The 25139-nt window shown below is 59.9% G+C and carries 37 protein-coding genes; 5 read left to right on the top strand and 32 right to left on the bottom strand.

Features of this window, described 5'->3' with window-relative positions; translation table 11 throughout:
• Positions 1 to 3: 3 nt before the first annotated feature.
• Positions 4 to 822, bottom strand: coding sequence for a Cro/Cl family transcriptional regulator (locus APT63_02135; protein AMA44510.1), 819 nt, complete (start codon positions 820 to 822; stop codon positions 4 to 6).
• Between the two features lie 175 nt (positions 823 to 997).
• On the opposite strand from APT63_02135, the gene APT63_02130 reads away from it, so the two are divergent.
• From APT63_02130 to APT63_02115, 4 genes are all read left to right on the top strand, one after another.
• Entirely contained in the window at positions 998 to 2440 is a 1443-nt protein-coding gene (locus APT63_02130; GenBank protein AMA44509.1) for a sodium:alanine symporter, read from the top strand.
• A gap of 72 nt (positions 2441 to 2512) precedes the next feature.
• Positions 2513 to 3502, top strand: a complete 990-nt coding sequence (locus APT63_02125) for an L-asparaginase 1 (protein ID AMA44508.1) — start codon at positions 2513 to 2515, stop codon at positions 3500 to 3502.
• 239 nt (positions 3503 to 3741) lie between these two features.
• Entirely contained in the window at positions 3742 to 3930 is a 189-nt protein-coding gene (locus APT63_02120) for a hypothetical protein (GenBank protein ID AMA44507.1), read from the top strand.
• Positions 3931 to 3935: 5 nt separating this feature from the next.
• Entirely contained in the window at positions 3936 to 4472 is a 537-nt protein-coding gene (locus APT63_02115; protein ID AMA44506.1) for a hypothetical protein, read from the top strand.
• A gap of 33 nt (positions 4473 to 4505) precedes the next feature.
• On the opposite strand, the gene APT63_02110 is transcribed toward APT63_02115, so the two are convergent.
• The 3 genes from APT63_02110 to APT63_02100 all read right to left on the bottom strand — a co-directional run bounded on the left by APT63_02110 (position 4506) and on the right by APT63_02100 (position 7196).
• Positions 4506 to 5006, bottom strand: coding sequence for a hypothetical protein (locus tag APT63_02110; protein ID AMA44505.1), 501 nt, complete (start codon positions 5004 to 5006; stop codon positions 4506 to 4508).
• A gap of 216 nt (positions 5007 to 5222) precedes the next feature.
• Positions 5223 to 5792 carry a single-stranded DNA-binding protein gene (locus tag APT63_02105; GenBank protein ID AMA44504.1) on the bottom strand — a complete coding sequence of 190 codons (570 nt, stop codon included), beginning with the start codon at positions 5790 to 5792 and terminating at the stop codon, positions 5223 to 5225.
• Between the two features lie 9 nt (positions 5793 to 5801).
• Positions 5802 to 7196 (bottom strand): MFS transporter, encoded by a 1395-nt coding sequence (locus APT63_02100; protein ID AMA44503.1) that lies wholly within the window; start codon positions 7194 to 7196, stop codon positions 5802 to 5804.
• 129 nt (positions 7197 to 7325) lie between these two features.
• Here APT63_02100 and APT63_02095 point away from each other — a divergent pair, with 129 nt between their 5' ends.
• On the top strand, positions 7326 to 10160 hold the full coding sequence (locus APT63_02095; GenBank protein ID AMA44502.1) for an ABC-ATPase UvrA: 2835 nt from the start codon (positions 7326 to 7328) through the stop codon (positions 10158 to 10160).
• 89 nt (positions 10161 to 10249) lie between these two features.
• Here the strand turns inward: APT63_02095 and APT63_02090 are convergent, their stop codons facing one another.
• The 28 genes from APT63_02090 to rplD all read right to left on the bottom strand — a co-directional run bounded on the left by APT63_02090 (position 10250) and on the right by rplD (position 25133).
• Positions 10250 to 10714, bottom strand: a complete 465-nt coding sequence (locus APT63_02090; protein ID AMA44501.1) for a bacterioferritin — start codon at positions 10712 to 10714, stop codon at positions 10250 to 10252.
• A gap of 160 nt (positions 10715 to 10874) precedes the next feature.
• Positions 10875 to 12317, bottom strand: a complete 1443-nt coding sequence (locus tag APT63_02085; GenBank protein AMA44500.1) for a catalase — start codon at positions 12315 to 12317, stop codon at positions 10875 to 10877.
• Positions 12318 to 12487: 170 nt separating this feature from the next.
• The gene (rplQ, locus tag APT63_02080) at positions 12488 to 12874 is read right to left on the bottom strand and encodes a 50S ribosomal protein L17 (GenBank protein ID AMA44499.1); all 387 of its coding nucleotides are present in this window, start codon (positions 12872 to 12874) and stop codon (positions 12488 to 12490) included.
• Positions 12875 to 12916: 42 nt separating this feature from the next.
• On the bottom strand, positions 12917 to 13918 hold the full coding sequence (locus APT63_02075; GenBank protein ID AMA44498.1) for a DNA-directed RNA polymerase subunit alpha: 1002 nt from the start codon (positions 13916 to 13918) through the stop codon (positions 12917 to 12919).
• Between the two features lie 22 nt (positions 13919 to 13940).
• The gene (locus tag APT63_02070) at positions 13941 to 14561 is read right to left on the bottom strand and encodes a 30S ribosomal protein S4 (protein AMA44497.1); all 621 of its coding nucleotides are present in this window, start codon (positions 14559 to 14561) and stop codon (positions 13941 to 13943) included.
• A gap of 15 nt (positions 14562 to 14576) precedes the next feature.
• Entirely contained in the window at positions 14577 to 14966 is a 390-nt protein-coding gene (locus APT63_02065) for a 30S ribosomal protein S11 (GenBank protein AMA44496.1), read from the bottom strand.
• Between the two features lie 18 nt (positions 14967 to 14984).
• Complete coding sequence (locus APT63_02060) at positions 14985 to 15341, bottom strand: 30S ribosomal protein S13 (GenBank protein AMA44495.1); 357 nt, start codon at positions 15339 to 15341, stop codon at positions 14985 to 14987.
• A gap of 132 nt (positions 15342 to 15473) precedes the next feature.
• Entirely contained in the window at positions 15474 to 15590 is a 117-nt protein-coding gene (locus APT63_02055; protein AMA44494.1) for a 50S ribosomal protein L36, read from the bottom strand.
• 28 nt (positions 15591 to 15618) lie between these two features.
• Complete coding sequence (gene secY, locus APT63_02050) at positions 15619 to 16950, bottom strand: preprotein translocase subunit SecY (GenBank protein AMA44493.1); 1332 nt, start codon at positions 16948 to 16950, stop codon at positions 15619 to 15621.
• A complete protein-coding gene (locus APT63_02045; protein ID AMA44492.1) occupies positions 16951 to 17385 on the bottom strand; it encodes a 50S ribosomal protein L15 in 435 nt (144 codons plus the stop codon).
• 3 nt (positions 17386 to 17388) lie between these two features.
• Positions 17389 to 17565, bottom strand: a complete 177-nt coding sequence (locus tag APT63_02040) for a 50S ribosomal protein L30 (GenBank protein AMA44491.1) — start codon at positions 17563 to 17565, stop codon at positions 17389 to 17391.
• 2 nt (positions 17566 to 17567) lie between these two features.
• A complete protein-coding gene (locus tag APT63_02035; GenBank protein ID AMA44490.1) occupies positions 17568 to 18068 on the bottom strand; it encodes a 30S ribosomal protein S5 in 501 nt (166 codons plus the stop codon).
• Between the two features lie 3 nt (positions 18069 to 18071).
• Positions 18072 to 18422, bottom strand: a complete 351-nt coding sequence (locus tag APT63_02030) for a 50S ribosomal protein L18 (GenBank protein ID AMA44489.1) — start codon at positions 18420 to 18422, stop codon at positions 18072 to 18074.
• Positions 18423 to 18432: 10 nt separating this feature from the next.
• Positions 18433 to 18966, bottom strand: a complete 534-nt coding sequence (locus APT63_02025; GenBank protein ID AMA44488.1) for a 50S ribosomal protein L6 — start codon at positions 18964 to 18966, stop codon at positions 18433 to 18435.
• Between the two features lie 12 nt (positions 18967 to 18978).
• Positions 18979 to 19371, bottom strand: coding sequence for a 30S ribosomal protein S8 (locus APT63_02020; GenBank protein AMA44487.1), 393 nt, complete (start codon positions 19369 to 19371; stop codon positions 18979 to 18981).
• 205 nt (positions 19372 to 19576) lie between these two features.
• Positions 19577 to 19882, bottom strand: coding sequence for a 30S ribosomal protein S14 (locus tag APT63_02015; GenBank protein AMA44486.1), 306 nt, complete (start codon positions 19880 to 19882; stop codon positions 19577 to 19579).
• Positions 19883 to 19895: 13 nt separating this feature from the next.
• Positions 19896 to 20435, bottom strand: coding sequence for a 50S ribosomal protein L5 (locus tag APT63_02010; protein AMA44485.1), 540 nt, complete (start codon positions 20433 to 20435; stop codon positions 19896 to 19898).
• Between the two features lie 20 nt (positions 20436 to 20455).
• Positions 20456 to 20770, bottom strand: coding sequence for a 50S ribosomal protein L24 (gene rplX, locus APT63_02005; protein ID AMA44484.1), 315 nt, complete (start codon positions 20768 to 20770; stop codon positions 20456 to 20458).
• An 11-nt stretch (positions 20771 to 20781) separates the two neighbouring features.
• Entirely contained in the window at positions 20782 to 21150 is a 369-nt protein-coding gene (locus APT63_02000; protein ID AMA44483.1) for a 50S ribosomal protein L14, read from the bottom strand.
• A 23-nt stretch (positions 21151 to 21173) separates the two neighbouring features.
• Positions 21174 to 21440, bottom strand: a complete 267-nt coding sequence (locus APT63_01995) for a 30S ribosomal protein S17 (GenBank protein AMA44482.1) — start codon at positions 21438 to 21440, stop codon at positions 21174 to 21176.
• A 2-nt stretch (positions 21441 to 21442) separates the two neighbouring features.
• Positions 21443 to 21634, bottom strand: a complete 192-nt coding sequence (locus APT63_01990; GenBank protein AMA44481.1) for a 50S ribosomal protein L29 — start codon at positions 21632 to 21634, stop codon at positions 21443 to 21445.
• Complete coding sequence (locus APT63_01985; GenBank protein AMA44480.1) at positions 21634 to 22047, bottom strand: 50S ribosomal protein L16; 414 nt, start codon at positions 22045 to 22047, stop codon at positions 21634 to 21636. Before APT63_01985 ends, APT63_01990 begins: the two co-directional genes overlap by 1 nt.
• Before the next feature lie 12 nt (positions 22048 to 22059).
• Complete coding sequence (locus tag APT63_01980; protein ID AMA44479.1) at positions 22060 to 22746, bottom strand: 30S ribosomal protein S3; 687 nt, start codon at positions 22744 to 22746, stop codon at positions 22060 to 22062.
• 13 nt (positions 22747 to 22759) lie between these two features.
• Entirely contained in the window at positions 22760 to 23092 is a 333-nt protein-coding gene (locus APT63_01975) for a 50S ribosomal protein L22 (protein AMA44478.1), read from the bottom strand.
• An 11-nt stretch (positions 23093 to 23103) separates the two neighbouring features.
• Positions 23104 to 23379 (bottom strand): 30S ribosomal protein S19, encoded by a 276-nt coding sequence (locus APT63_01970; protein AMA44477.1) that lies wholly within the window; start codon positions 23377 to 23379, stop codon positions 23104 to 23106.
• Positions 23380 to 23395: 16 nt separating this feature from the next.
• Complete coding sequence (locus APT63_01965) at positions 23396 to 24220, bottom strand: 50S ribosomal protein L2 (protein ID AMA44476.1); 825 nt, start codon at positions 24218 to 24220, stop codon at positions 23396 to 23398.
• A 14-nt stretch (positions 24221 to 24234) separates the two neighbouring features.
• Positions 24235 to 24534 (bottom strand): 50S ribosomal protein L23, encoded by a 300-nt coding sequence (gene rplW / locus APT63_01960; GenBank protein ID AMA44475.1) that lies wholly within the window; start codon positions 24532 to 24534, stop codon positions 24235 to 24237.
• Positions 24531 to 25133 carry a 50S ribosomal protein L4 gene (gene rplD, locus APT63_01955; GenBank protein AMA44474.1) on the bottom strand — a complete coding sequence of 201 codons (603 nt, stop codon included), beginning with the start codon at positions 25131 to 25133 and terminating at the stop codon, positions 24531 to 24533. The genes rplW and rplD overlap by 4 nt, the downstream gene beginning before the upstream one ends.
• Positions 25134 to 25139 lie beyond the last annotated feature (6 nt).

Raw genomic sequence — 25139 nt, 5'->3', positions numbered from 1 at the left:
CCGTCATTCGACTTCGAACAGCCCGTTGTTCGAAGGCCTGCTGCTCAGCCGCTCACGCACATCCTCATCGATACGCGGATCGTCAGGACGATACAGCTTCACCTGGCGATAGGTGCTGATGCGGTTGATCTCGGTGCCCAGGTACTCCCAGACCACCCGGGTACAGGCCGGGTTGCGCCGGTCGCCGCTGGACACGCCGGCCTTCAGGCCATTGAGCCGGGTGATGCGGCTCTTGAAGCTGGGGATCAGGATGGTCTGGCTCATCTCGTTGAAGGTCAGCGACTCGTAGTCGACGAGGAACAGCCGGTCCTGCAACTGGAAGGCCGCGCCCAGGTAGCGGCAGCGTACCCAGTCTTCGGCCTGCACGTCGGTGCTGCTGGTCCGTTCCTGGCGTTCCTGACGCTCGAACAGGAACGCGCCGCGCTCCTCACGCAGGTGCACCAGCGACAGCAGGATCATGCCGGGGACCGAGAGGCAGTTGGAATACTCGAAGTAGTAGCCGCAGTAGCGTGACAGGTTGCCGGCGTGGGCGTGCAAGGGCCTGAACAGCTCACTGATCGGATCGCCGTCCGGCGTGGTCGCCGGCGTCGCCTGGCGCGCTCCGAACAGCTGGGCGAACTGCTCGCCGGGCAGGCTCAACTCGTAGTCCTCGACGCCGAAGAAATCGCCGATGCGCTTGAGGTTGTAGGGCGTGGGCTGGCTCTGTCCGCTGAGGTACTTGTTGAACTGGGCGCGGTTGATCGACAGCTGCCGGCAGACCTCGGAAATGGAGCGGTAATGGCTGCAGGCAAGCTTGAGATTGGCGGCGAAATGTTCGCTCATCGTGGGCGTCCGGGTGATGCTATGGACGCCATCATAGCATCAAGTCGCATCAATTCAGAGCAAGCCGCGAAATTGTAACTGTACTTGTCATGCCCAACCATGCGCCCCATGGCATCGGCGCGCCCGCGTCGAGCCGCTTTTTCCATGCCAAGAGAATAAGAATCGAGGTTCTTCCATGCTTGATGCGCTCAACGATTTCCTTTCGGGGAAACTCCTCATCGTGCTGATCGTCGGACTCGGCAGCTACTTCACGATCCGCTCGCGGTTCGTGCAGTTCCGCCACTTTGCCCACATGTTCGGCGTCTTCAAGGAATCGCTGCGCGGCCAGGCAGGCCAACTGAGTTCTTTCCAGGCACTGATGCTCAGCCTGGCCGGTCGCGTCGGCGCCGGTAACATTGCAGGTGTCGGCATCGCCGTGACCCTGGGTGGCCCGGGCGCCGTGTTCTGGATGTGGGTCACGGCCCTGGTGGGCATGGCCAGCAGCTTCTTCGAGTGCACCCTGGCGCAGGTCTACAAGCGCGCCGACGGTGACGGTCTGTACCGCGGCGGCCCGGCGTACTACATCCTGCACGGCCTGAAATTCAAGGGCATGGCGATCGTCTTCTCGCTCCTGCTGCTGGTCACCTACGGTTTCGCCTTCATCGGCCTGCAGTCCTACACCGTGACCCACTCGCTGCAGAACGCCTTCTCGCTCGAGCCGACCCATACGGGCATCGTGCTGGCCGTGCTGCTGGCCCTGACCTTCATCGGCGGCATCAAGCGCATCGCCTCGGTCTCGGACCTGCTGGTCCCGATCAAGACCATGGCCTACATCGGCGTGACCCTGTACGTCATCGGCACTCAGATCGAACACGTGCCGGCCATGCTGGAAACCATCTTCAAGAGCGCCTTCGGCCTGGACCCTGCCTTCGGCGGCCTGCTGGGCAGCGCCATCGTCATGGGCGTGAAGCGCGGCGTGTTCGCCAACGAAGCCGGTCTGGGCAGTGCCCCGAACGTGGCCGCCGTGGCCGCCGTCAAGCACCCGGGCGCGCAAGGCGTGGTGCAGGCGTTCAGCGTGTTCCTCGACACCTTCGTGATCTGCACCTGCACCGCGCTGCTGATCCTGCTGTCGGGCTTCTATACCCCTGGCTTCGAAGGTGACGGCATCGTCCTGACGCAGAACTCGCTGGCCGCCGTGGTCGGTGACTGGGGCCGTATCTTCGTCAGCGTGGCGCTATCGCTGTTCGTCTTCACCTGCATCCTCTATAACTACTACCTGGGCGAGAACAGCCTGCAGTTCCTGACCCGCAACCGCGCCGTGCTGATGGGCTTCCGCGCCCTGGTGCTGGTACTGGTGATCTGGGGCTCGACCCAGGACCTGACGACCGTGTTCGCCTTCGCCGACATCACCATGACCTGCCTGGCCTTCGTCAACCTGGTCGCCCTGGCCCTGCTGTTCAATGTCGGCCTGCGGGTGATGCGCGACTATGACGCCCAGCGCCGTGCCGGCATCAAGCAGCCGGTGTTCGACTCGGCGAAGTTCCAGGACCTGGACCTGGACCGTGCCGCCTGGCCGGCCAACCCGACCGTCGACGCGCCGGTCGACGCGGCACCTGCAGCGGCCCACGCCCGCCACTGATCCAGCCTCTGCGCCAGCCGCCCCGTCCGCGGGCGGCTGCTTCTCTTCGCTTCTTTCGTTACGGAATGCGCCATGCGTGCAGTCAAGAATCTCTTCGTCCTCTATACCGGGGGCACCATCGGCATGCTCGAGACCCCCTCGGGCCTGGCGCCTGCGGGCGGCTTCGAAGCGCGGATGCGCGATCACCTCGCGACCTGCAGCGATGCCCCTCGACTGAGCTGGACCTTGCGTGAGCTCGACCCGCTGATCGACAGCGCCAACATGCAGCAGGCCAACTGGCTGGCCATGCGCGATGCCATCGTCGACGCCGTCGAGCGCGACGGGCATGACGGTGTGCTGGTGCTGCACGGCACTGACACCTTGGCCTACAGCGCAGCAGCCCTGTCCTTTCTGCTGCTCGGCTTGCCGGTACCGGTCGTGCTGACCGGCTCGATGCTGCCGGCCGGTGTGCCTGACAGCGACGCCTGGGACAACCTGCGGGGTGCCTTGCATGCCCTCGAGAACGGCATGGACGCGGGTGTGCAGCTCTACTTCCATGGCAAGCGACTGCATGGCTGCCGTGCCTCCAAGCTGCGCAGCGAGGCCTTCGACGCCTTCACCGTGCTGCCACGCGAGCGCCATGGCCCAACGGCCGAAGCGGTGCCGGACGTGCTCAGCTACCGGCAGCGTCGCCAGCCCGTCAACCTGGCAGTCATGCCCATGTTCCCTGGTGTACGCGCTGCCCATGTACGGGCCGTGCTGGCCAGCGGTGTTCAAGGGCTGCTGTTGGAGTGCTATGGCAGTGGCACCGGGCCGTCCGAAGACCAGGCCCTGCTCGATGCCTTGAGCGAAGCGCACCGCGATGGCGTGGTCATTGCCGCCATCAGCCAATGCCCGGAAGGCGCGGTGCAGTTCGACACCTATGAAGCCGGCAGCCGCCTGCGTGATACCGGGTTGATCAGTGGCGGTGGCATGACCCGCGAGGCAGCACTGGGCAAGCTGTTCGCCCTGTTGGGCGCGGGGCTGGATGCGCAGGCGTGTGAGCACTGGTTCGGGCTGGACCTGTGTGGCGAGCGCGCTTGAGCGCTGCCTGCAACTGGTCTGTTGTAGGGTACGCTGCATAGGCCGCACACAAGATAGATATTTGCTCGGCATCCTGCCGCTCGTCCAAGCAGGGTGCTGAAGGCAAGCGCGCCTCATGTGCCCCATCGATTCCCTTCCCTGTACCCGCGCAGCTGTCTGCTGGACGTACGCCTCAGCGCTGTGGTTCGAGGGCAGCCTTGGTGCTATGCTGGATGCCAAGAGCACAGAGGTACAGACCCATGAAATCCAAGGTGTTTTTCTCGGATCAATTGGTCGTCGAGGCCAACGCCAAACTTGCCAAACGCCGAGACGGCACTCGCCGTACGCTTCCGCTAGAAGTAGGTGACATCATCTACAGTATGCGTCAGAGCACAGATGAAATCCGGACTGCCTTCGAGATCGCTTCGGCACGCTTGAGGAAAATGTAAGGCCTATGGAGAACGGTGGTTACAACTTCATCTACACCGAACTGGTCAAGAACGAAGATGACATTCTGGGCATCATTGCCTACTCGCTCTACAAGCGGCAGAAAATCGAATTTATCAAAGCGTTCAAGGCTAAGCATGGCCGAGATCCTACAGACGCTGACCTCTCCCACTTTCACGAAGTCAGCAACTCGAGTTTTCAGTTACAGGCCTATCGCGACCAGGCGGACAAACTGGCTCAAGATTTCTTGACGATCTCCTTGGAAACCAGAGCTGAAGCACTCGAGCAGTATTACGAGACCAAAACAACCGATGCGATAAGAGGCTACAAGCCAAGCTTCTGGCTAGGCGTTTCCCAGGGGGTAGTGGCCTCGATCATTTTCGTGCTGCTCTTGGGAGTGCTGGTCATCTTTACATGGAGCCTCAACCAAGGCCCCAGGCAAGTGATCGAGCAGATCTTCGACGTGAAGATCCTCAACAACCCGTCGGCGCCACGTGATTCAGCGGGTGAATCGGATGCACCTGCCAGGTCCGATGACGCCTGATTACGCCATGTTAGTCCCTGTACGCACAGCCAATCACGAAGGTGGCCGGTCCTCGGGTGCGCACGTATCCAGGTTTTCTTCATCAACGGTTATGATGAAATAGTCGCCTCCCACATACCGAATATGCAACTTGTCCATAGGCAACTGCCCTTCTGGAGGGGTAAGTGTGTAGATCGACATCAAAAAGTCTATGGGCCCCACGGGTTTATTGGCGTACAGATGACAGCCCAAGGTGAATAGCGCACCGCCTGCCATAAAGAGGGGCGCTGCATACAGACGTACATACCCGAGCCAGAAGAGACCGGCGGAGCGGGAGTAGCGGCCCGCTGATGGATCGAAGGCCAGTACAAGCAGAGCCAGTAAGGCGATCGCAGCACCCGCTGCAATCAGGATTCCGCCTACGTAGGCATCACTTTTTCTATAACCGCCAAGATAGAGCGCATAAAGTTCGCAAAATCTTGGAATATGGTGCTTGCCTACCACTGCATCCAGCTTGACTTCGATTCGATCGAAGGCCTCATCTTCCGATTGCATGATCCACTCCCTTGAAAATCTGGATGCTAAGCAATTACGGCAGCAAGTGGGGGACCTAAGCGCACGCTCAGAAGCTCCCTACAGTAAAATAAGAAGTTTCTTCGGACGACTTCATGTTTTCGCCAGGGTGTTTTCGCATTCACTCGCGGTAGGCATAAAAAAACCCGGAGCATGAGCCCCGGGTTTGTGGTCTGGCGCACTGCCTGACGGTTCGACTCAGAACGGAATATCGTCGTCGAAGCTGTCGAAATCAGCCGCCGGCTGCTGCTGGGGTGCCGGTTGCTGCTGCGGACGCTGTGGCGCCTGCTGTGGGCGCTGGGCCTGCTGGCGTGGCGGAGCCTGGTTGTACTCGTTGCCGCCCTGGTTCTGGCCCTGGTTGTAGTTGCCACCACCCTGGTTACCGCCACCCTGGTTGTACTGACCACCACCGTCCTGGTTCTGCTGACGGCCGCCGAGCAGCTGCATGGAGCCCTGCATATCGACGATGATTTCGGTGGTGTAACGCTTGATACCGTCCTTTTCCCACTCGCGGGTCTGCAGCTTGCCCTCGATGTACACCTGGGAACCCTTGCGCAGGTATTCGCCGGCGATCTCGGCCAGACGGCCGAACAGGGAAACGCGGTGCCACTCGGTGCGCTCGACTTTCTGACCGGACTGCTTGTCGGTCCACTGCTCGCTGGTCGCCAGGCTCAGGTTGGTCACGGCGTTACCGTTGGGCAGATAGCGGACTTCGGGATCCTGGCCGCAGGTACCGACCAGAATGACTTTGTTAACCCCACGGGCCATAACGTTCTCCTAGGCTTCACGCGCGGTCGAGGTCGGGTCTACCAGACGCTCGAGGGTCGCGCGATCCAAAATTTTCGTATCGAGTTTGATGTAGATGGCAGCTTCTTCCTCTACCACTACGGCATCGGTCACTCCCGGCACGGCCATCAGGCGCGTGGTCAATCCGGCCTCGCGCAACGCGCCAGGCGACAACGGCAGGCGCAGGCTGGTCACGTAGGGCGGTTCATTCATGCCCAGTGTCGCGAGCAGCCAGACCAGGCAGAGCCCTGCGCAACCGAGGAACACCGTCCCCAGGCCACCGTGCTGGAACAGCCAGCCACCCATGATGCCGCCCAAGGCGGCACCGAGGAACTGACTGGTGGAATACACCCCCATGGCCGTGCCCTTGCCGCCCGCAGGCGATACCTTGCTGACCAGCGAAGGCAGCGACGCCTCCAGCAGGTTGAAGGCCGTAAAGAATACCACGGTGCCCGTCACCAGTCCGCGCAAGTTGTCAGCCCACTGCCAGAAGAACAGCTCCACCAGCAGCAGGACACTGACCGCGCCGAGCAGCACACGCTTCATCTTGCGCTTTTTTTCGCCGTAGATGATGAACGGGATCATTGCAAAAAATGAGATCAGCAAGGCCGTCAGGTACACCCACCAGTGCTGTTCCTTGGGCAGCCCTCCCCGCTCGACGAACGCCAGGGGCAGGACGACGAAGCTGGCCATGAGGATGGCATGGAGGATGAAGATGCTCAGGTCCAGCCGCAGCAGGTCCGGGTTGCGCAGGGTCGGGCCCAGGGCTTGGCGAGCCACGCCGGATTCACGGTGCTGCAGGACGCTGTGGCCCGCCGGGACGACGAAGGCGATCAGGCCGATGCCGACCACCGCCAGCACCGCCGTGGCCAGAAACAGGCCCGACAGCCCGAACGCGCCTGTCAGCAGCGGGCCGACCACCATCGCCACGGCGAACGACAGGCCGATGCTCATGCCGATCATGGCCATGGCCTTGGTCCGGTGCTGCTCGCGGGTCAGGTCCGACAGCAGGGCCATGACCGCCGCCGAGATGGCGCCCGCGCCCTGCAGCACACGGCCGGCGATGATGCCCCAGATGGAGTCGGCCTGGGCCGCCAGCAGGCTGCCGAGGATGAACAGCACCAGGCCGGCATAGATGACCGGTCGGCGGCCGATGCGGTCGGAAATCATCCCGAAGGGGATCTGCAGGACCGCCTGGGTCAGGCCATAGGCGCCAATCGCCAGCCCGATCAAGGCGGGCGTCGCGCCTGCCAGGTCCATGCCGTAGGTGGCCAGGACCGGCAGCACCATGAACATGCCCAGCATACGGAAGGCGAAGACAAGGGCCAAGCCGCTGGCAGCGCGGGTTTCGCTGCCGCTCATGCGATCATGGGGAGCGTCGTGCATGGTGTAACCTCATATGAACCGGCAGGAATTCTATCAGTCCGACAGCTTGACGGCATCTGCGCGACGCTTTGCCGCGTGATGGCCGTGCGCCGTATACTTCGTCGTTTATGCCCGCCAAGCGAGGCCGCAGTGGACAAGATCCTGATTCGTGGGGCACGCACCCACAACCTGAAGAACATCGACCTGACCCTGCCGCGCGACAAGCTGATCGTGATCACCGGCCTGTCCGGTTCCGGCAAGTCCTCCCTGGCGTTCGACACGCTGTACGCCGAGGGTCAGCGACGCTACGTGGAATCGCTGTCGGCCTATGCCCGCCAGTTCCTGTCGATGATGGAAAAGCCCGATGTGGACACCATCGAAGGGCTGTCGCCAGCGATCTCCATCGAGCAGAAATCCACCTCTCACAACCCCCGCTCCACCGTCGGCACCATCACCGAAATCTATGACTACCTGCGCCTGCTCTATGCCCGCGTAGGGACGCCGCGCTGTCCCGACCATGATATCCCGCTGGAAGCGCAAACGGTCAGCCAGATGGTCGACCTGGTGCTCGAGCAGCCGGAAGGTCGCCGGCTCATGCTGCTGGCCCCAGTGATCCGCGAACGCAAGGGCGAGCACCTGGCCGTGTTCGATGAGCTGCGTGCGCAGGGCTTCGTGCGCGCCCGGGTCAACGGCAAGCTGTACGAGATGGACGAACTGCCCAAGCTCGACAAGCAGAAGAAGCACAGCATCGATGTGGTCGTGGACCGTTTCAAGGTGCGCGCGGACCTGCAGCAGCGCCTGGCCGAATCCTTCGAGACCGCGCTCAAGCTGGCCGACGGCATCGCCCTGGTCGCGCCCATGGACGACGAGGCGGGAGAAGAAACGATCTTCTCTGCACGCTTCGCCTGCCCGATCTGTGGCCATGCCATCAGCGAGCTGGAACCCAAGCTGTTCTCGTTCAACAACCCGGCCGGCGCCTGCCCGACCTGCGACGGCCTGGGGGTCAAGCAGTTCTTCGACACCAAGCGCCTGATCAACAACGAGCTGACCCTGGCCGAAGGCGCGATCCGCGGCTGGGATCGGCGCAACGTCTACTACTTCCAGATGCTCGGCTCGCTGGCCGGGCACTACCGCTTCAGTATCGACAAGCCCTTCGGACAGCTGTCGGCCGACCATCAGAAGGTCATCCTGCACGGTAGCGGCAAGCAGAACGTCGACTTCAAGTACCTGAACGACCGTGGCGACATCGTCAAGCGCTCGCACCCGTTCGAGGGCATCATCCCGAACCTGGAGCGCCGCTACCGCGAAACCGAGTCGACGTCCGTGCGTGAGGAACTGGCCAAGTACCTGGGTACCCAGCCCTGCCCTGACTGCCGCGGTACGCGTCTGCGTCGCGAGGCGCGTCATGTCTGGGTGGGCGAAAAGACGCTGCCAGCCGTCACCAGCCTGCCGATCGGTGATGCGAGCGCCTACTTCGGCGACCTGACCTTGACCGGCCGCCGAGGCGAGATCGCGTCGAAGATCCTCAAGGAGATCTGCGAGCGCCTGCAGTTCCTGGTCAACGTCGGCCTCGACTACCTGACCCTGGACCGCAGCGCCGACACCCTGTCCGGGGGCGAAGCGCAGCGCATCCGCCTGGCCAGCCAGATCGGCGCCGGCCTGGTGGGGGTGATGTACATCCTCGACGAGCCCTCGATCGGCCTGCACCAGCGCGACAACGATCGCCTGCTGGCGACGCTCAACCATCTGCGCGACCTGGGCAACACGGTGATCGTGGTCGAACACGACGAAGACGCCATCCGTCTGGCCGACTATGTGGTCGATATCGGTCCCGGCGCCGGCGTGCATGGCGGCAGCATCGTCGCCGAGGGGACGCCCCAGCAGGTCATGGATCACCCTGACTCGCTGACCGGCAAGTACCTGTCCGGACGCAAGAAGATCGTCGTGCCTGGCAAGCGTACGCCGCGCAACAAGAAGCTGTCGCTCAAGCTCAAGGGTGCACGCGGCAACAACCTGCAGAACGTCGACCTGGAAGTCCCGATCGGCCTGCTGACCTGCGTGACCGGCGTGTCCGGTTCGGGCAAGTCGACGCTGATCAACAACACCCTGTTCCCCCTGGCCGCGACCGCGCTCAATGGTGCCAGCACGCTGGAGGCCGCGCCTCACGCCAGCATGGATGGCCTGCAGCACCTGGACAAGGTCGTCGACATCGACCAGAGCCCGATCGGCCGCACGCCCCGCTCCAACCCGGCCACCTACACCGGGCTGTTCACGCCGATCCGCGAGCTGTTCGCCGGTGTGCCGGAGTCGCGCTCACGGGGCTATGGCCCGGGACGGTTCTCCTTCAACGTCAAGGGCGGGCGCTGCGAGGCGTGCCAGGGCGACGGGCTGATCAAGGTCGAGATGCACTTCCTGCCTGACATCTACGTGCCGTGCGACGTCTGCAAGAGCAAGCGCTACAACCGCGAAACGCTCGAGATCAAGTACAAGGGCAAGAACATCCACGATGTGCTGGAGATGACCATCGAGGATGCTCGAGGCTTCTTCGACGCGGTGCCTGCGCTGGCGCGCAAACTGCAGACCCTCATGGACGTGGGCCTGTCCTACATCAAGCTGGGACAATCGGCCACGACGCTGTCCGGGGGCGAGGCGCAGCGGGTCAAGCTGTCCCGGGAGCTGTCCAAGCGTGACACGGGCAAGACGCTGTACATCCTCGACGAACCTACCACCGGGCTGCACTTCGCGGACATCCAGCAACTGCTGGACGTGCTGCACCGGCTACGTGACCATGGCAACACCGTGGTGGTGATCGAGCACAACCTGGACGTGATCAAGACGGCCGACTGGCTGGTCGACCTGGGCCCTGAGGGCGGCTCCAAGGGTGGGCAGATCATCGCCAGCGGCACGCCTGAGCAATTGGCCGAGATGAAGCAGTCCTACACGGGCCATTACCTCAAGCCCCTGCTGGAGCGCGATCGCGCCTGAAGAAACGCAAAAGCCGTCGTCCTGTTGGGGACGACGGCTTTCGTGTCACACACCGCTCTACGCGTCGGCGTGAACGTCCAGGGCGACGATTACAGCTGGGATTGCAGGTAATTCTGCAAACCGATCGACTTGATCAGCCCCAGTTGCTTCTCCAGCCAGTAGGCGTGGTCTTCTTCGGTATCGGCCAGCTGCACCCGCAGGATGTCGCGGCTGACATAGTCACGGTGCAGTTCGCACAGCTCGATCCCTTTGCAGAGCGCTGCACGCACCTTGTATTCGAGACGCAGGTCAGAAGCCAGCATCTCAGGCACGGTCGTACCGATGTCGAGGTCGTCAGCACGCATGCGTGGCGTGCCTTCGAGCATCAGGATACGGCGCATCAGGGCATCGGCGTGCTGCGTTTCCTCTTCCATCTCGTGGTTGATACGCTCGTAGAGCTTGCTCAAGCCCCAGTCTTCGTACATGCGCGAGTGGATGAAGTATTGATCGCGTGCCGCCAGTTCGCCCGTCAGCAACGTGTTGAGGTAATCGATTACGTCCGGGTGACCTTGCATTACCCTGGTACTCCACAATGACAATGATGGGCATAGTGTGAACCAGGACGGGCTTCAGGTCACTGAAAAATGCGTGATTGCGTAGATTAAATCCTGCAAACGGTAGTGATATGCATTGAAAAACCGCCCGGATGCGGGCGGTTATTCTTATCATTTAGACTCAGCTCAGCGTGATGCCCAACGCCTGGGCGACGCCTTCTCCGTACGCAGGATCGGCCTGGTAGAAGTACTGCAGCTGACGCTGAACCACATCGGCGCTGACACCGGCCATGGCGCCTGCAATGTTGCTGATCAGCAACGCGCGTTGCTCGGCACTCATCAGACGGAACAAGGCACCGGCATGGCTGAAGTAGTCAGGGTCCTCCCGATGGTCATGGCGATCGGCGCTGCCTGACAGGGCCAATCCAGGCTCTGCATGACGCGGCGACTGCTTGGGCGCATCGGCGTAGCTGTTGGGCTCGTAGTTCGGCGCAGCGCCCCCATTGTTGCCAAAGGCCATGGCGCCGTCACGCTGGTAACTGTGAACGGGGCTACGGGGCGCATTGACGGGTAGTTGCTGGTGGTTGGTGCCGACACGGTACCGATGGGCGTCGGCATAGGCGAACACACGACCTTGCAGCATGCGATCCGGAGACAGCCCCACACCTGGCACCATGTTGCTGGGCCCGAAGGTAGCCTGCTCGACTTCAGCGAAGTAGTTCTGCGGGTTGCGGTTGAGCTCCAGGATGCCCACTTCCTGCAAGGGATAGTCCTTCTGCGACCAGGTCTTGGTCACGTCGAACGGGTTCTCAGCACGCGCCTGGGCCTCTTGCTCGCTCATGGTCTGCACATAGGCCGTCCAGCGAGGGTAGTCGCCGCGCTCGATCGCATCGAACAGGTCACGCTGCGCATAGTCCGGCTCGGTACCCGCCAGGCGTGCGGCATCGGCAGGCGACAGGTTCTTGATGCCCTGTTGCGTCTTGAAGTGCCACTTCACCCAGGTCCGCTCACCCGTGCTGCTGATGAGGCTGTAGGTGTGGCTGCCAAAGCCGTGCATGTGTCGGTAGCCATCAGGGATGCCACGATCAGAGAACAGGATGGTGACCTGGTGCAGCGCCTCGGGCGAGTGCGACCAGAAGTCCCACATCATCTGCGCGCTTTTCAGGTTGGTCTGTGGATGACGCTTCTGGGTGTGGATGAAGTCTGGAAACTTCAGCGGGTCCCGGATGAAGAACACGGGCGTGTTGTTGCCGACGATGTCCCAGTTGCCCTCTTCGGTGTAGAACTTGACGGCGAAACCGCGCGGGTCACGCTCGGTGTCGGCCGAGCCACGCTCGCCGCCCACGGTGGAAAACCGCAGGAAGATCTCGGTGCGCTTGCCGATGTCGGAGAACAGGCGTGCGCTGCTGAGCGCCGTGATGTCCTGCGTGACCGTGAAGGTGCCATAAGCCCCGGAGCCCTTGGCATGCACGCGACGCTCAGGGATGTTCTCCCGATTGAAATGAGCAAGCTTTTCGAGCAGGTGGAAATCATCGAGCAACAGCGGACCCCGTGGGCCGGCGGAACGGGAATTCTGGTTGTCTGCGACGGGGGCACCGCTGGCGGTGGTAAGAATCTGGCTCATGAAGGCTCCTGCTGTACGGACGGTGCCGGCTATGACGGCTTGGGCACAGTATCTGCAGGCAGGCCTACAAGAACAAATTCATTAATTTTTTATCGCTGATAGATTTTTGCAATTCGTTAGCGCACAAAAAACCGGGCACAGGGCCCGGTTCCTTGTAACAGACTGACGTCTTATTCAGCGGCTTCTACAGCACCACCGACTGGACGATCAACCAGTTCGACGTACGCCATAGGCGCGTTGTCGCCAGCGCGGAAACCGCACTTCAGGATGCGCAGGTAGCCACCCTGACGGGCAGCGTAGCGCTTGCCCAGATCGTTGAACAGCTTGCCTACGGCAGACTTCGAACGGGTACGGTCGAAGGCCAGACGACGGTTTGCAACGCTGTCTTCCTTGGCCAGGGTGATCAGCGGCTCGGCAACGCGACGCAGCTCCTTGGCTTTCGGCAGAGTAGTCTTGATCAGCTCGTGCTCGAACAGCGACACCGCCATGTTCTGGAACATAGCTTTGCGGTGGGAGCTGGTACGGCTCAGGTGACGTCCACTTTTACGATGACGCATGATTCATTCCTTACCAAACACTGCGTTCGGTGATTACGACGATCAGGCAGTCGCCTTGTCGTCTTTCTTAAGGCTTGCGGGCGGCCAGTTGTCGAGGCGCATGCCGAGAGACAGACCACGAGAGGCCAGGACGTCCTTGATTTCGGTCAGGGACTTCTTGCCGAGGTTCGGAGTTTTCAACAGCTCGACTTCGGTGCGCTGGATCAGGTCACCGATGTAGTAGATGTTCTCCGCCTTCAGGCAGTTGGCCGAACGTACGGTCAGTTCCAGATCGTCGACTGGACGCAGCAGGATCGGGTCGATCTCGTCTTCCTGCTCGACAACCACCGGTTCGCTGTCACCTTTGAGGTCGACGAACGCAGCGAGCTGCTGTTGCAGGATGGTCGCGGCACGACGGATGGCCTCTTCAGGATCCAGGGTACCGTTGGTCTCAAGATCGATGACCAGCTTGTCCAGGTTGGTGCGCTGTTCGACACGGGCGTTTTCAACCACGTAGGCGATACGACGCACTGGGCTGAACGACGCGTCCAACTGGAGACGACCGATGCTGCGGCTTTCATCCTCGTCGGTCTGACGGGAATCGGCCGGCTCGTAACCGCGACCACGAGCTACGGTGAGCTTCATGTTCAGGGCGCCGTTGGACGCCAGGTTCGCGATCACGTGATCGGGATTGACGATCTCGACATCGTGATCCAGCTGAATATCGGCAGCGGTAACCACCCCCGAACCCTTTTTCGACAAGGTCAGCGTAACTTCGTCACGACCGTGCAGTTTGATAGCCAGGCCTTTCAGGTTCAACAGGATTTCAATGACGTCTTCCTGTACACCTTCGATCGCGGAGTACTCATGGAGTACGCCATCGATCTCGGCCTCGACTACTGCACAGCCAGGCATGGAGGACAACAGGATGCGGCGCAGCGCGTTGCCCAGGGTATGGCCGAAACCACGCTCGAGAGGCTCGAGCGTGATCTTGGCGCGGGTTGGACTGACAACCTGCACATCGATGTGGCGGGGTGTCAGGAACTCATTTACCGAAATCTGCATGGATGCACCTATTTTCTAGCCCTTACTTGGAGTAGAGCTCGACAATCAGGTTTTCGTTGATGTCGGCGGACAGGTCGCTGCGAGCAGGAACGTTCTTGAAAACGCCCGACTTCTTGGCAGCATCCACGTCTACCCACTCAACGCGGCCACGCTGGGCGCACAGTTCAAGGGCTTGAACAATGCGCAGCTGGTTCGACGATTTCTCGCGAACGGCGACCACGTCACCCGGACGAACTTGGTAGGATGGAATGTTCACGGTCTTGCCGTTGACGCTGATCGCCTTGTGCGAAACCAGCTGACGGGATTCGGCGCGAGTCGAACCGAAGCCCATACGGTAGACGACGTTATCCAGACGGCATTCGAGCAGTTGCAGCAGGTTCTCGCCGGTGGCGCCTTTTTTCGAGGCAGCCAGCTTGTAGTAACCGCTGAATTGACGCTCCAGAACACCGTAGATACGACGAACTTTTTGTTTCTCGCGCAGCTGGGTGCCGTAGTCGGACTGACGGCCACGGCGCTGGCCGTGTACACCTGGGGCTGCTTCGATGTTGCACTTCGATTCCAGAGCGCGAACGCCGCTCTTCAGGAACAGGTCAGTGCCTTCACGGCGAGACAGTTTGCATTTTGGACCAATGTAACGTGCCATTTATCTGTCTCCTGATTACACGCGACGCTTCTTCGGCGGACGGCACCCGTTATGCGGGATTGGCGTCACGTCGGTGATGCTGGCGATCTTGTAGCCGCAGCCGTTGAGTGCACGAACAGCGGACTCACGACCGGGACCTGGACCCTTGACGTTGACGTCGAGGTTTTTCAGACCGTATTCCAGCGCAGCTTGACCAGCACGTTCTGCAGCGATCTGCGCGGCGAACGGGGTGGATTTGCGCGAACCACGGAAACCCGAACCACCGGAGGTCGCCCAGGACAAAGCATTGCCCTGACGGTCGGTGATGGTCACGATGGTGTTGTTGAAAGACGCATGGATGTGGGCGATGCCATCAACCACTGTCTTTTTGACTTTTTTACGAGGACGAGCAGCAGGTTTTGCCATGTCTATATTCCCGGGCGGTTACTTGCGGATCGGCTTACGCGGGCCCTTACGGGTGCGTGCGTTGGTCTTGGTGCGCTGACCGCGAACCGGCAGACCTTTACGATGACGCAGGCCGCGGTAGCAACCCAGGTCCATCAAGCGCTTGATCTTCATGTTGATGTCACGACGCAGGTCACCTTCGGTGGTGAACTTCGCGACTTCGCCACGCAGGGTTTCGATTTGCTCGTCGCTCAGATCCTTGATCTTCGCGGCTGGGTTGACACCAGCGTCTGCACAGATTTTCTGCGCAGTTGTGCGACCGACACCATAGATGTAGGTCAGCGAGATAACAGTGTGCTTGTTATCTGGAATGTTGACGCCTGCAATACGGGCCATTCAGTGGAACTCCAGTTGACAGCTACCTACGCCCCGGAAGCCAAGAAAATAGGGCGCAAGATGATATCGCTGTAGAAACGATTAATCAACCCAGCAGCACACTAGCTGCTGGGTTTGTAACGCGGATCACACTCAGCCTTGGCGCTGCTTGTGACGCGGCTCCGCGCTGCAGATGACTCGCACGACACCTTCGCGGCGAATAATCTTGCAGTTGCGGCACAGCTTTTTCACCGATGCACGAACTTTCATCACCAACTCCTCGAACCTTAGGGGCCTATCAGCGCAGCATGCTGCTGCCACCGTAGCCTTTCAGGTTGGCTTTCTTCATCAGGGATTCGTACTGGTGTGAAACGAGGTGCGATTGTACTTGGGACATGAAGTCCATCACAACAACTACCACGATCAGCAACGAGGTCCCGCCAAGGTAGAACGGAACGTTTGCAGCCACCACCAGGAACTGGGGCAGCAGGCACACGGCCGTCATGTATAGAGCACCGAACATGGTCAGACGGGTCAGAACGCCATCAATGTAGCGCGCCGACTGCTCACCAGGACGGATGCCCGGAATAAAGGCACCGGACTTCTTCAGGTTTTCCGCTACGTCTTTCGGGTTGAACATCAACGCTGTGTAGAAGTAGCAGAAGAAGATGATCCCTGCACTAAACAGCAGAATGTTCAACGGCTGACCAGGAGCGATCGACTGCGAGATGTCCTGCAACCAGCCCATACCTTCGGACTGACCGAACCAGGCACCCAGCGAAGCCGGGAACAGCAGAATGCTGCTGGCGAAAATGGCCGGGATGACCCCAGCCATGTTCACCTTGAGCGGCAAGTGGCTCGTCTGCGCAGCGAAGACCTTGCGGCCCTGCTGACGCTTGGCATAGTGAACGGCGATCCGCCGCTGACCACGCTCGATGAACACCACGAAACCGATGATCGCTACTGCGAGCAAACCGATGGCGACCAGGGCGAAAATGTTGATATCGCCTGTGCGCGCAGACTCGAAAGACTGCCCGATTGCTCTCGGAAGACCGGCGACGATACCCGCGAAGATCAACATCGAGATACCGTTGCCCACACCGCGCTCGGTGATCTGCTCGCCCAGCCACATCATGAACATCGCGCCGGCCACGAAGGTGGCGACCGCGACGAAATGGAAGCCGAGGCTCGTAGAGAACGCCACACCCTGATTGGCCAGGCCAATGGACATGCCAGCGGCCTGGACCAATGCCAGGATCACGGTGAGGTAGCGGGTGTACTGGCTGATCTTGCGACGGCCAGCTTCACCTTCCTTCTTCAACTGCTCCAGCTGTGGGCTGACCGCGGTCATGAGCTGCATGATGATCGATGCCGAGATGTACGGCATGATCCCCAGTGCAAAGATGCTCATGCGCTCCAGCGCACCACCGGAAAACATGTTGAACAAGCTAAGAATGGTCCCCTCATTCTGTCGGAACAGTTCCGCCAGGCGGTCAGGATTGATCCCGGGCACTGGGATGTGCGCGCCGATCCGGTAGACGATGATCGCCAGGAACAGGAAGCGCAGACGAGCCCAGAGTTCCGACATCCCGCCCTTACCGAGCGAAGAGAGAGCACCTTGCTTAGCCATTTATTCCTCGAACTTGCCGCCAGCTGCTTCGATAGCCGCACGCGCACCTTTGGTGGCGGCGATACCCTTGAGGGTGACTGCACGAGTGACTTCGCCCGACAGCATGATTTTCACACGCTGAACGTTCTGGTTGATCACGTTCGCGTCCTTGAGGGACTGAACGGTGATCAGGTCACCTTCCACCTTGGCCAGCTCGGACAGACGCACTTCGGCGCGGTCCATGGCTTTCAGCGAAACGAAGCCGAACTTCGGCAGGCGACGGTGCAGCGGCTGTTGACCGCCTTCGAAGCCCGGAGCGATGGTGCCACCGGAACGGGAGGTCTGACCTTTGTGGCCGCGGCCACCGGTCTTGCCCAAACCGCTACCGATACCACGGCCCGGACGATGCTTCTCGCGACGGGAACCCGGCGCTGGACTCAGATCATTGAGTTTCATCGATTAACCCTCGACGCGCAGCATGTAGTAAGCCTTGTTGATCATCCCGCGGTTCTCGGGAGTATCCTGGACTTCTACAGTGTGACCGATGCGACGCAGACCCAGACCCTTCACGCACAGCTTGTGATTGGGCAGGCGACCTGCGGTGCTTTTGATCAGCGTTACTTTGACGGTTGCCATGATCAGAAGATCTCCTCGACGGTCTTGCCGCGCTTGGCAGCAATGGATTCAGGAGATTGCATGGCTTTCAGACCCTTGAAGGTGGCGTAGACCACGTTCACTGGGTTGGTCGAACCGTAGCACTTGGCCAGAACGTTCTGGACGCCAGCAACTTCCAGGACAGCACGCATCGCGCCACCGGCGATGATACCGGTACCTTCGGAGGCAGGCTGCATGTACACCTTCGACGCGCCGTGGGCGGACTTGGTGGCGTACTGCAGGGTGGTGCCCTTCAGGTCGACCTGGATCATGTTGCGACGAGCAGCTTCCATGGCTTTCTGGATCGCAGCCGGAACTTCGCGCGATTTGCCACGGCCGAAGCCGACGCGGCCCTTGCCATCACCTACCACGGTCAGCGCGGTGAAGGTGAAGATACGGCCGCCTTTGACGGTTTTTGCAACGCGGTTAACTTGAACCAGCTTCTCGATGTAGCCTTCGTCGCGCTTTTGGTCGTTATTTGCCATAACTTAGAACTCCAGCCCGCCTTCACGAGCAGCATCAGCCAGCGCCTTGACGCGGCCGTGGTACTTGAAGCCAGAACGGTCGAAAGCAACTTGAGAAACGCCAGCGGCTTTCGCGCGCTCGGCTACCAGCTTGCCAACCTTAGTGGCCGCATCGATGTTGCCAGTGGCACCATCACGCAGGTCTTTGTCCAAGGTCGAGGCGCTTGCCAGAACCTTGCTGCCGTCGGCCGAAATGACCTGGGCGTAGATGTGCTGCGAGGAGCGGAACACGCAGAGACGCACGACTTCGAGTTCGTGCATTTTCAGGCGTGCTTTGCGAGCGCGACGCAGTCGAGTAACTTTTTTGTCGGTCATTTGCTAGGCCCTACTTCTTCTTGGCTTCTTTACGACGGACTACTTCGTCCGCGTAACGCACACCCTTGCCTTTGTAAGGCTCTGGCGGACGGAAATCGCGGATTTCAGCGGCCACCTGACCCACCAGCTGCTTGTCGATACCCTTGATCAGGATGTCGGTCTGGCTTGGGGTTTCAGCGGTGATACCTGCTGGCAGTTCGTAATCCACTGGATGCGAGAAGCCCAGAGCCAGGTTCAGGATGTTGCCCTTGGCCTGTGCCTTGTAACCAACACCGACCAGCTGGAGCTTGCGCTCGAAGCCTTGGCTGACGCCTTGGACCATGTTGTTGACCAGGGCACGGGTGGTACCGGCCATGGCACGAGCTTGCTGGTCACCGTTGCGGGCAGCGAAACGTACTTCGCCACTTTCTTCGGTCACTTCAACAGAGGAGTGAACGTTCAGTTCGAGAGTGCCCTTGGCACCCTTCACCGAAAGCTGCTGGCCGGCGAATTTGACTTCGACGCCGGAGGGCAGCTTAACGGGGTTCTTAGCGACGCGAGACATGCCTATCTCCCCTTAGAACACTGTGCACAGAACTTCGCCGCCGACACCGGCAGCGCGCGCAGCACGATCCGTCATCACACCTTTGTTGGTGGAGACGATGGAGACGCCCAGACCGCCACGTACTTTCGGCAGTTCGGTAACGGCCTTGTACTGACGCAGACCTGGACGGCTAGCGCGCTTCAGCTCTTCGATGACCGGACGGCCTTCGAAATACTTCAGCTCGAGCGACAGGGAGGGCTTGACTTCGCTGGTGACTTGATAGTCGGCGATGTAACCTTCATCTTTGAGAACTTTGGCTACCGCAACCTTCAGAGTCGAAGAAGGCATGCTCACGACGGACTTTTCAGCCATCTGGGCATTACGGATGCGAGTTAGCATGTCCGCTAACGGGTCCTGCATACTCATGGGCTTGATGCTCCTGATACAAGAAATATTAGCCTTTCGGCTATCACAACCACCTGATCGCGCCGGGCGGACACCCAGGCTCAGGCGAGCCGGCAATTCTAGACATAAGCCAGAAACGAAACAAGCCCCAAGAAGGGGCTTGTTTCGTTGCGAGGCCACCGACGGTCGGGAGATCGCTCCCCCGCCGCCGGCAAACCCGACTGACTTACCAGCTGGCCTTGACCAGACCTGGTACGTCGCCACGCATGGCAGCTTGGCGCAGCATGTTACGGCCGAGGCCGAACTTGCGGTAGACGCCGTGCGGACGACCGGTCAGGCGGCAACGGTTGCGCAGGCGCGCAGCGCTGGCGTCACGCGGTTGCTTCTGCAGCGCGACAACGGCGGCGAAACGCTCTTCTGGAGAGGCGTTCAGGTCGACGATGGTCGCTTTCAGCTCGGCACGCTTTTTAGCGTACTTGGCTACCGTGAGCTGACGCTTCAGCTCGCGGTTTTTCATGCTCTTCTTGGCCATTTTCCTACTCCAATCAGTTGCGGAACGGGAATTTGAAAGCACGCAGCAGGGCGCGGCCTTCGTCATCCGAACGAGCAGTGGTGGTCAGGGTAATGTCCAGACCGCGCAGAGCATCGATCTTGTCGTAGTCGATTTCCGGGAAGATGATCTGCTCTTTAACGCCCATGCTGTAGTTGCCACGGCCATCGAAGGACTTGGCATTCAGGCCGCGGAAGTCGCGGACCCGAGGCAGGGAGATAGCCAGCAGGCGATCCAGGAATTCGTACATACGGTCACTGCGCAGAGTGACCTTGACGCCGATCGGCCAACCTTCACGAACCTTGAAACCCGCAATCGACTTGCGAGCGAACGTCACGACTGGCTTCTGGCCAGTGATCTTTTCCAGGTCGGCAACGGCGTGCTCGATGACTTTCTTGTCGCCGATCGCTTCGCCCAGGCCCATGTTCAGGGTGATCTTGGTAACGCGAGGGACTTCCATCACGTTCCCCAGCTTAAGTTCTTCCTTAAGCTTGGGCGCGATTTCGTTCCGGTAAATCTCTTTGAGTCGTGCCATTGTCTTCTACCTAGCAGTGTTCAAGCATCAACCGCTTTCTGGGTCGACTTGAAGACACGAATTTTCTTGCCGTCTTCAACCTTGAAGCCAACGCGGTCAGCCTTGTTGGTCTCGCCGTTGAAAATGGCAACGTTGGAAGCGTGCAGAGGCGCTTCTTTCTCGACGATACCGCCCTGAACGCCCGCCATCGGGTTAGGCTTGGTATGACGCTTGACCAGGTTCAGGCCACCGACGACCAGACGGTCGTCAGCCAGAACCTTCAGCACCTTACCGCGCTTACCCTTGTCTTTGCCGGCGATCACGATGATCTCGTCGTCACGACGAATCTTTTGCATGTCGGATCTCCTTAGAGCACTTCTGGGGCGAGCGAGACGATCTTCATGAACTTCTCAGTACGAAGCTCACGGGTCACTGGCCCAAAGATGCGAGTGCCGATCGGCTCTTGCTTGGTGTTCAGCAGAACAGCAGCGTTGCCGTCGAAACGAATGATGGAACCGTCGGCGCGACGAACACCGTGACGGGTGCGAACGACAACCGCGGTCATGACCTGGCCTTTCTTGACCTTGCCACGAGGAATCGCTTCCTTGACGGTTACCTTGATGATGTCACCGATGCCGGCGTAACGGCGGTGCGAACCGCCGAGTACCTTGATGCACATGACGCGACGAGCGCCGCTGTTATCGGCCACATCGAGCATGGATTGAGTCTGAATCATAAAATTTCTCCGACCCCTAGCCCTTAGACTTCAACAGCGCGTTCGAGGACTTCAACCAGTGCCCAGGACTTGGTCTTGGCCAGCGGACGGGTTTCGGTGATCGAAACCTTGTCGCCGATTTTGCACTGGTTGGTTTCGTCGTGCGCGTGCAGCTTAGTCGAACGCTTAACGTATTTACCGTAGATCGGGTGCTTGACGCGACGCTCGATCAGCACGGTGATGGTCTTGTCCATTTTGTCGCTGACGACACGGCCAGTCAGCGTACGGACGGTTTTTTCAGCTTCAGCCATGATCACTTACCTGCCTGCTGGTTGAGCACAGTTTTCACGCGAGCGATGTCACGCTTAACTTGCGAGAGCAGGTGCGACTGCCCCAACTGGCCAGTTGCTTTCTGCATGCGCAGATTGAACTGGTCGCGCAGCAGGCCGAGCAGTTGCTCGTTCAGCTGCTGTGCCGATTTTTCACGAAGTTCATTCGCTTTCATCACATCACCGTCCGCTTAACAAAGGAGGTGGCGAGAGGCAGCTTTGCAGCGGCCAGAGCGAAAGCTTCGCGCGCCAGCTCTTCAGAAACACCCTCGATCTCGTACAGGACTTTGCCTGGCTGGATCTGGGCAACCCAGTACTCCACGGAACCCTTACCTTTACCCATCCGCACTTCGAGAGGCTTCTTGGTGACCGGCTTGTCCGGGAATACACGGATCCAGATCTTGCCGCCACGCTTGACGTGACGGGTCAAGGCACGACGTGCCGACTCGATCTGGCGAGCGGTGAGACGACCGCGGGCAACAGCTTTCAGGGCGAATTCGCCGAAGCTGACCTTGCTACCGCGCAGTGCCAGACCACGGTTGTGGCCGGTCATCTGCTTGCGGAATTTTGTACGCTTTGGTTGCAACATTTGGCGTACCCCTTACTTAGCAGCTTTTTTACGAGGCGCTGGTGCTTGAGGCTTCAGCTCTTCCTGGCGACCACCAATCACTTCGCCTTTGAAGATCCAAACCTTGACACCGATCACACCGTAGGTGGTGTGAGCTTCGTAGGTGGCATAGTCGATGTCGGCACGCAGGGTGTGCAGGGGCACACGACCTTCGCGATACCATTCAGTACGTGCGATCTCGGCACCGCCGAGACGACCGCTCACCTGGATCTTGATGCCCTTGGCACCAATACGCATGGCGTTCTGTACGGCGCGCTTCATGGCGCGACGGAACATAACGCGGCGCTCCAGCTGCTGAGCTACGCTTTGCGCAACCAGCATGGCGTCGAGTTCCGGCTTGCGGATCTCTTCGATGTTGATGTGCACAGGCACACCCATCTGCTTGGTCAGGTCCTGACGCAGCTTCTCGACATCCTCACCCTTCTTACCGATAACGATACCGGGACGAGCGGTGTGGATGGTGATGCGTGCGGTTTGCGCCGGACGATGAATATCGATACGGCTTACGGACGCGCTTTTTAGTTTGTCCTGGAGGTACTCACGCGTTTTCAGATCCTTCAACAGGTAATCTGCGTAAGTCGCGCCGTCTGCATACCAGACGGACGTGTGCTCCTTGACGATTCCCAGGCGAATGCCAGTGGGATGTACTTTCTGACCCATCTGATCGACTCCGTTACTTGTCCGCAACCTTGACAGTGATATGGCAAGACCGCTTGACGATGCGATCTGCGCGGCCTTTGGCACGCGGCATGATGCGCTTCAGCGAACGCCCTTCGTTGACGAAGACGGTGGAGACCTTCAGGTCATCAACGTCTGCGCCTTCGTTGTGTTCGGCGTTGGCTACGGCCGACTCGAGGACTTTCTTCATGATTTCAGCGGCTTTCTTGCTGCTGAAGGCCAACAGGTTGAGCGCTTCGCCCACCTTCTTCCCGCGGATCTGGTCGGCGACCAAGCGGGCTTTCTGGGCGGAGATTCGAGCGCCCGACAACTTAGCGGCTACTTCCATTTCCTTACCCCTTAACGCTTGGCTTTCTTGTCAGCCACGTGCCCGCGATAGGTGCGGGTACCGGCGAACTCGCCCAGTTTGTGGCCGACCATGTCTTCGTTCACGAGAACGGGGACGTGCTGACGACCGTTGTGTACCGCGATGGTCAGACCGACCATTTGTGGCAGGATCATGGAACGGCGCGACCAGGTTTTCACTGGCTTGCGATCGTTCTTCTCCACCGCCACTTCGATCTTCTTCAGTAGGTGAAGATCAATAAAAGGACCTTTTTTCAGAGAACGTGGCACTGTCGTATCCCTCTATTTACTTGCGACGACGGACGATCATTTTGTCGGTACGCTTATTACCACGAGTCTTAGCACCCTTGGTCGGGAAGCCCCATGGCGATACCGGATGACGACCACCGGAGGTACGACCTTCACCACCACCATGCGGGTGGTCAACCGGGTTCATGGCAACACCACGAACGGTTGGGCGAACGCCACGCCAGCGTTTGGCACCTGCTTTACCCAGCGAACGCAGGCTGTGCTCGGAGTTCGAGACTTCGCCCAGGGTCGCACGGCACTCAGCCAGCACTTTACGCATTTCACCAGAGCGCAGACGCAGGGTCACGTAGACACCTTCGCGAGCGATCAGCTGAGCCGAGGCACCAGCGGAACGAGCGATCTGTGCACCTTTGCCCGGCTTCAGTTCGATGCCGTGAATGGTGCTACCGACTGGAATGTTACGCAGCTGCAGGGAGTTACCGGCCTTGATAGGGGCCAGGGCACCTGCGATCAGCTGGTCGCCAGCGCTCACGCCTTTAGGCGCGATGATGTAGCGACGTTCGCCGTCGGCGTAGCACAGCAGAGCGATGTGAGCAGTACGGTTCGGGTCGTATTCGATACGCTCGACAGTGGCAGGGATGCCATCTTTGTCGTTGCGACGGAAGTCGACCAGACGGTAGTTCTGCTTATGGCCGCCACCGACGTGACGCGTGGTGATACGACCATTGTTGTTACGACCACCAGACTTCGATTTCTTCTCGATCAGCGGTGCGTGAGGAGCGCCTTTGTGGAGCCCCTGGTTGACCACCTTGACCACGAAACGGCGGCCAGGGGAAGTCGGTTTGCATTTAACGATTGCCATGATGCACCCCTTCCTTACTCAGCACTGCTGCTGAAATCGAGATCTTGGCCTGGCTGAAGGGATACGATCGCCTTCTTCCAGTCATTGCGCTTGCCCAGACCACGTGCGGTGCGCTTGGTCTTGCCCAGAACGTTGACGGTAGACACGTTCTCGACTTTCACGCCGAACAGGCCTTCGACAGCTTTCTTGATTTCAAGCTTGGTTGCATCGGTTGCAACCTTGAATACGAACTGGCCTTTCTTCTCAGCCAGAACGGTAGCCTTCTCGGAAACGTGCGGGCCAAGGAGGACTTTGAATACGCGTTCCTGGTTCATCCCAGCAGCTCCTCGAATTTCTTCACGGCCGAGACAGTGATCAACACTTTCTCGTATGCGATCAGACTGACCGGGTCGGAACCCTGAACGTCACGTACGTCGACGTGCGGCAGGTTACGAGCAGCCAGGTACAGGTTCTGATCAACAGCGTCGGAGACGATCAATACATCGCTCAGACCCATGCCGTTCAGCTTGTTCAGCAGGTCTTTGGTTTTCGGGGCTTCGACAGCGAAGTCCTGAACCACGACCAGACGGTCGCTACGCACGAGCTCGGAGAGGATGGAGCGCAGGGCTGCGCGGTACATCTTCTTGTTGAGCTTCTGCGAGTGATCCTGAGGACGGGCTGCGAAGGTAACGCCACCGCCACGCCAGATTGGACCACGGGTAGTACCAGCACGCGCGCGGCCAGTACCCTTCTGACGCCATGGGCGCTTACCGCCACCTGCTACGTCGGAACGAGTCTTCTGCTGCTTGGTGCCCTGACGGCCGCCGGCCATGTAGGCCACGACTGCTTGGTGTACCAGCGTCTCGTTGAATTCGCCACCGAAAGTCAGTTCGGAAACTTCGATCGCTTGCGCGTCATTTACATTAAGTTGCATGTCAGC

It is taken from the genome of Pseudomonas monteilii (assembly GCA_001534745.1).
Lineage (GTDB): Bacteria > Pseudomonadota > Gammaproteobacteria > Pseudomonadales > Pseudomonadaceae > Aquipseudomonas > Aquipseudomonas alabamensis.
The sequence above is the reverse complement of the archived record's forward strand: the minus strand, read 5'-3'. Positions and strand labels throughout refer to the sequence as shown.

Excerpts from the sequence above, each read along its gene's own strand:
- APT63_02135 (AMA44510.1), bottom strand. The coding sequence starts at position 822 with ATGAGCGAACATTTCGCCGCCAATCTCAAGCTTGCCTGCAGCCATTAC.
- APT63_02130 (AMA44509.1), top strand. The coding sequence starts at position 998 with ATGCTTGATGCGCTCAACGATTTCCTTTCGGGGAAACTCCTCATCGTG.
- APT63_02125 (AMA44508.1), top strand. The coding sequence starts at position 2,513 with ATGCGTGCAGTCAAGAATCTCTTCGTCCTCTATACCGGGGGCACCATC.
- APT63_02120 (AMA44507.1), top strand. The coding sequence starts at position 3,742 with ATGAAATCCAAGGTGTTTTTCTCGGATCAATTGGTCGTCGAGGCCAAC.
- APT63_02115 (AMA44506.1), top strand. The coding sequence starts at position 3,936 with ATGGAGAACGGTGGTTACAACTTCATCTACACCGAACTGGTCAAGAAC.
- APT63_02110 (AMA44505.1), bottom strand. The coding sequence starts at position 5,006 with ATGCAATCGGAAGATGAGGCCTTCGATCGAATCGAAGTCAAGCTGGAT.
- APT63_02105 (AMA44504.1), bottom strand. The coding sequence starts at position 5,792 with ATGGCCCGTGGGGTTAACAAAGTCATTCTGGTCGGTACCTGCGGCCAG.
- APT63_02100 (AMA44503.1), bottom strand. The coding sequence starts at position 7,196 with ATGCACGACGCTCCCCATGATCGCATGAGCGGCAGCGAAACCCGCGCT.
- APT63_02090 (AMA44501.1), bottom strand. The coding sequence starts at position 10,714 with ATGCAAGGTCACCCGGACGTAATCGATTACCTCAACACGTTGCTGACG.
- APT63_02085 (AMA44500.1), bottom strand. The coding sequence starts at position 12,317 with ATGAGCCAGATTCTTACCACCGCCAGCGGTGCCCCCGTCGCAGACAAC.
- rplQ (AMA44499.1), bottom strand. The coding sequence starts at position 12,874 with ATGCGTCATCGTAAAAGTGGACGTCACCTGAGCCGTACCAGCTCCCAC.
- APT63_02075 (AMA44498.1), bottom strand. The coding sequence starts at position 13,918 with ATGCAGATTTCGGTAAATGAGTTCCTGACACCCCGCCACATCGATGTG.
- APT63_02070 (AMA44497.1), bottom strand. The coding sequence starts at position 14,561 with ATGGCACGTTACATTGGTCCAAAATGCAAACTGTCTCGCCGTGAAGGC.
- APT63_02065 (AMA44496.1), bottom strand. The coding sequence starts at position 14,966 with ATGGCAAAACCTGCTGCTCGTCCTCGTAAAAAAGTCAAAAAGACAGTG.
- APT63_02060 (AMA44495.1), bottom strand. The coding sequence starts at position 15,341 with ATGGCCCGTATTGCAGGCGTCAACATTCCAGATAACAAGCACACTGTT.
- APT63_02055 (AMA44494.1), bottom strand. The coding sequence starts at position 15,590 with ATGAAAGTTCGTGCATCGGTGAAAAAGCTGTGCCGCAACTGCAAGATT.
- secY (AMA44493.1), bottom strand. The coding sequence starts at position 16,950 with ATGGCTAAGCAAGGTGCTCTCTCTTCGCTCGGTAAGGGCGGGATGTCG.
- APT63_02045 (AMA44492.1), bottom strand. The coding sequence starts at position 17,385 with ATGAAACTCAATGATCTGAGTCCAGCGCCGGGTTCCCGTCGCGAGAAG.
- APT63_02040 (AMA44491.1), bottom strand. The coding sequence starts at position 17,565 with ATGGCAACCGTCAAAGTAACGCTGATCAAAAGCACCGCAGGTCGCCTG.
- APT63_02035 (AMA44490.1), bottom strand. The coding sequence starts at position 18,068 with ATGGCAAATAACGACCAAAAGCGCGACGAAGGCTACATCGAGAAGCTG.
- APT63_02030 (AMA44489.1), bottom strand. The coding sequence starts at position 18,422 with ATGACCGACAAAAAAGTTACTCGACTGCGTCGCGCTCGCAAAGCACGC.
- APT63_02025 (AMA44488.1), bottom strand. The coding sequence starts at position 18,966 with ATGTCTCGCGTCGCTAAGAACCCCGTTAAGCTGCCCTCCGGCGTCGAA.
- APT63_02020 (AMA44487.1), bottom strand. The coding sequence starts at position 19,371 with ATGAGTATGCAGGACCCGTTAGCGGACATGCTAACTCGCATCCGTAAT.
- APT63_02015 (AMA44486.1), bottom strand. The coding sequence starts at position 19,882 with ATGGCCAAGAAGAGCATGAAAAACCGCGAGCTGAAGCGTCAGCTCACG.
- APT63_02010 (AMA44485.1), bottom strand. The coding sequence starts at position 20,435 with ATGGCACGACTCAAAGAGATTTACCGGAACGAAATCGCGCCCAAGCTT.
- rplX (AMA44484.1), bottom strand. The coding sequence starts at position 20,770 with ATGCAAAAGATTCGTCGTGACGACGAGATCATCGTGATCGCCGGCAAA.
- APT63_02000 (AMA44483.1), bottom strand. The coding sequence starts at position 21,150 with ATGATTCAGACTCAATCCATGCTCGATGTGGCCGATAACAGCGGCGCT.
- APT63_01995 (AMA44482.1), bottom strand. The coding sequence starts at position 21,440 with ATGGCTGAAGCTGAAAAAACCGTCCGTACGCTGACTGGCCGTGTCGTC.
- APT63_01990 (AMA44481.1), bottom strand. The coding sequence starts at position 21,634 with ATGAAAGCGAATGAACTTCGTGAAAAATCGGCACAGCAGCTGAACGAG.
- APT63_01985 (AMA44480.1), bottom strand. The coding sequence starts at position 22,047 with ATGTTGCAACCAAAGCGTACAAAATTCCGCAAGCAGATGACCGGCCAC.
- APT63_01980 (AMA44479.1), bottom strand. The coding sequence starts at position 22,746 with ATGGGTCAGAAAGTACATCCCACTGGCATTCGCCTGGGAATCGTCAAG.
- APT63_01975 (AMA44478.1), bottom strand. The coding sequence starts at position 23,092 with ATGGAAGTAGCCGCTAAGTTGTCGGGCGCTCGAATCTCCGCCCAGAAA.
- APT63_01965 (AMA44476.1), bottom strand. The coding sequence starts at position 24,220 with ATGGCAATCGTTAAATGCAAACCGACTTCCCCTGGCCGCCGTTTCGTG.
- rplW (AMA44475.1), bottom strand. The coding sequence starts at position 24,534 with ATGAACCAGGAACGCGTATTCAAAGTCCTCCTTGGCCCGCACGTTTCC.
- rplD (AMA44474.1), bottom strand. The coding sequence starts at position 25,133 with ATGCAACTTAATGTAAATGACGCGCAAGCGATCGAAGTTTCCGAACTG.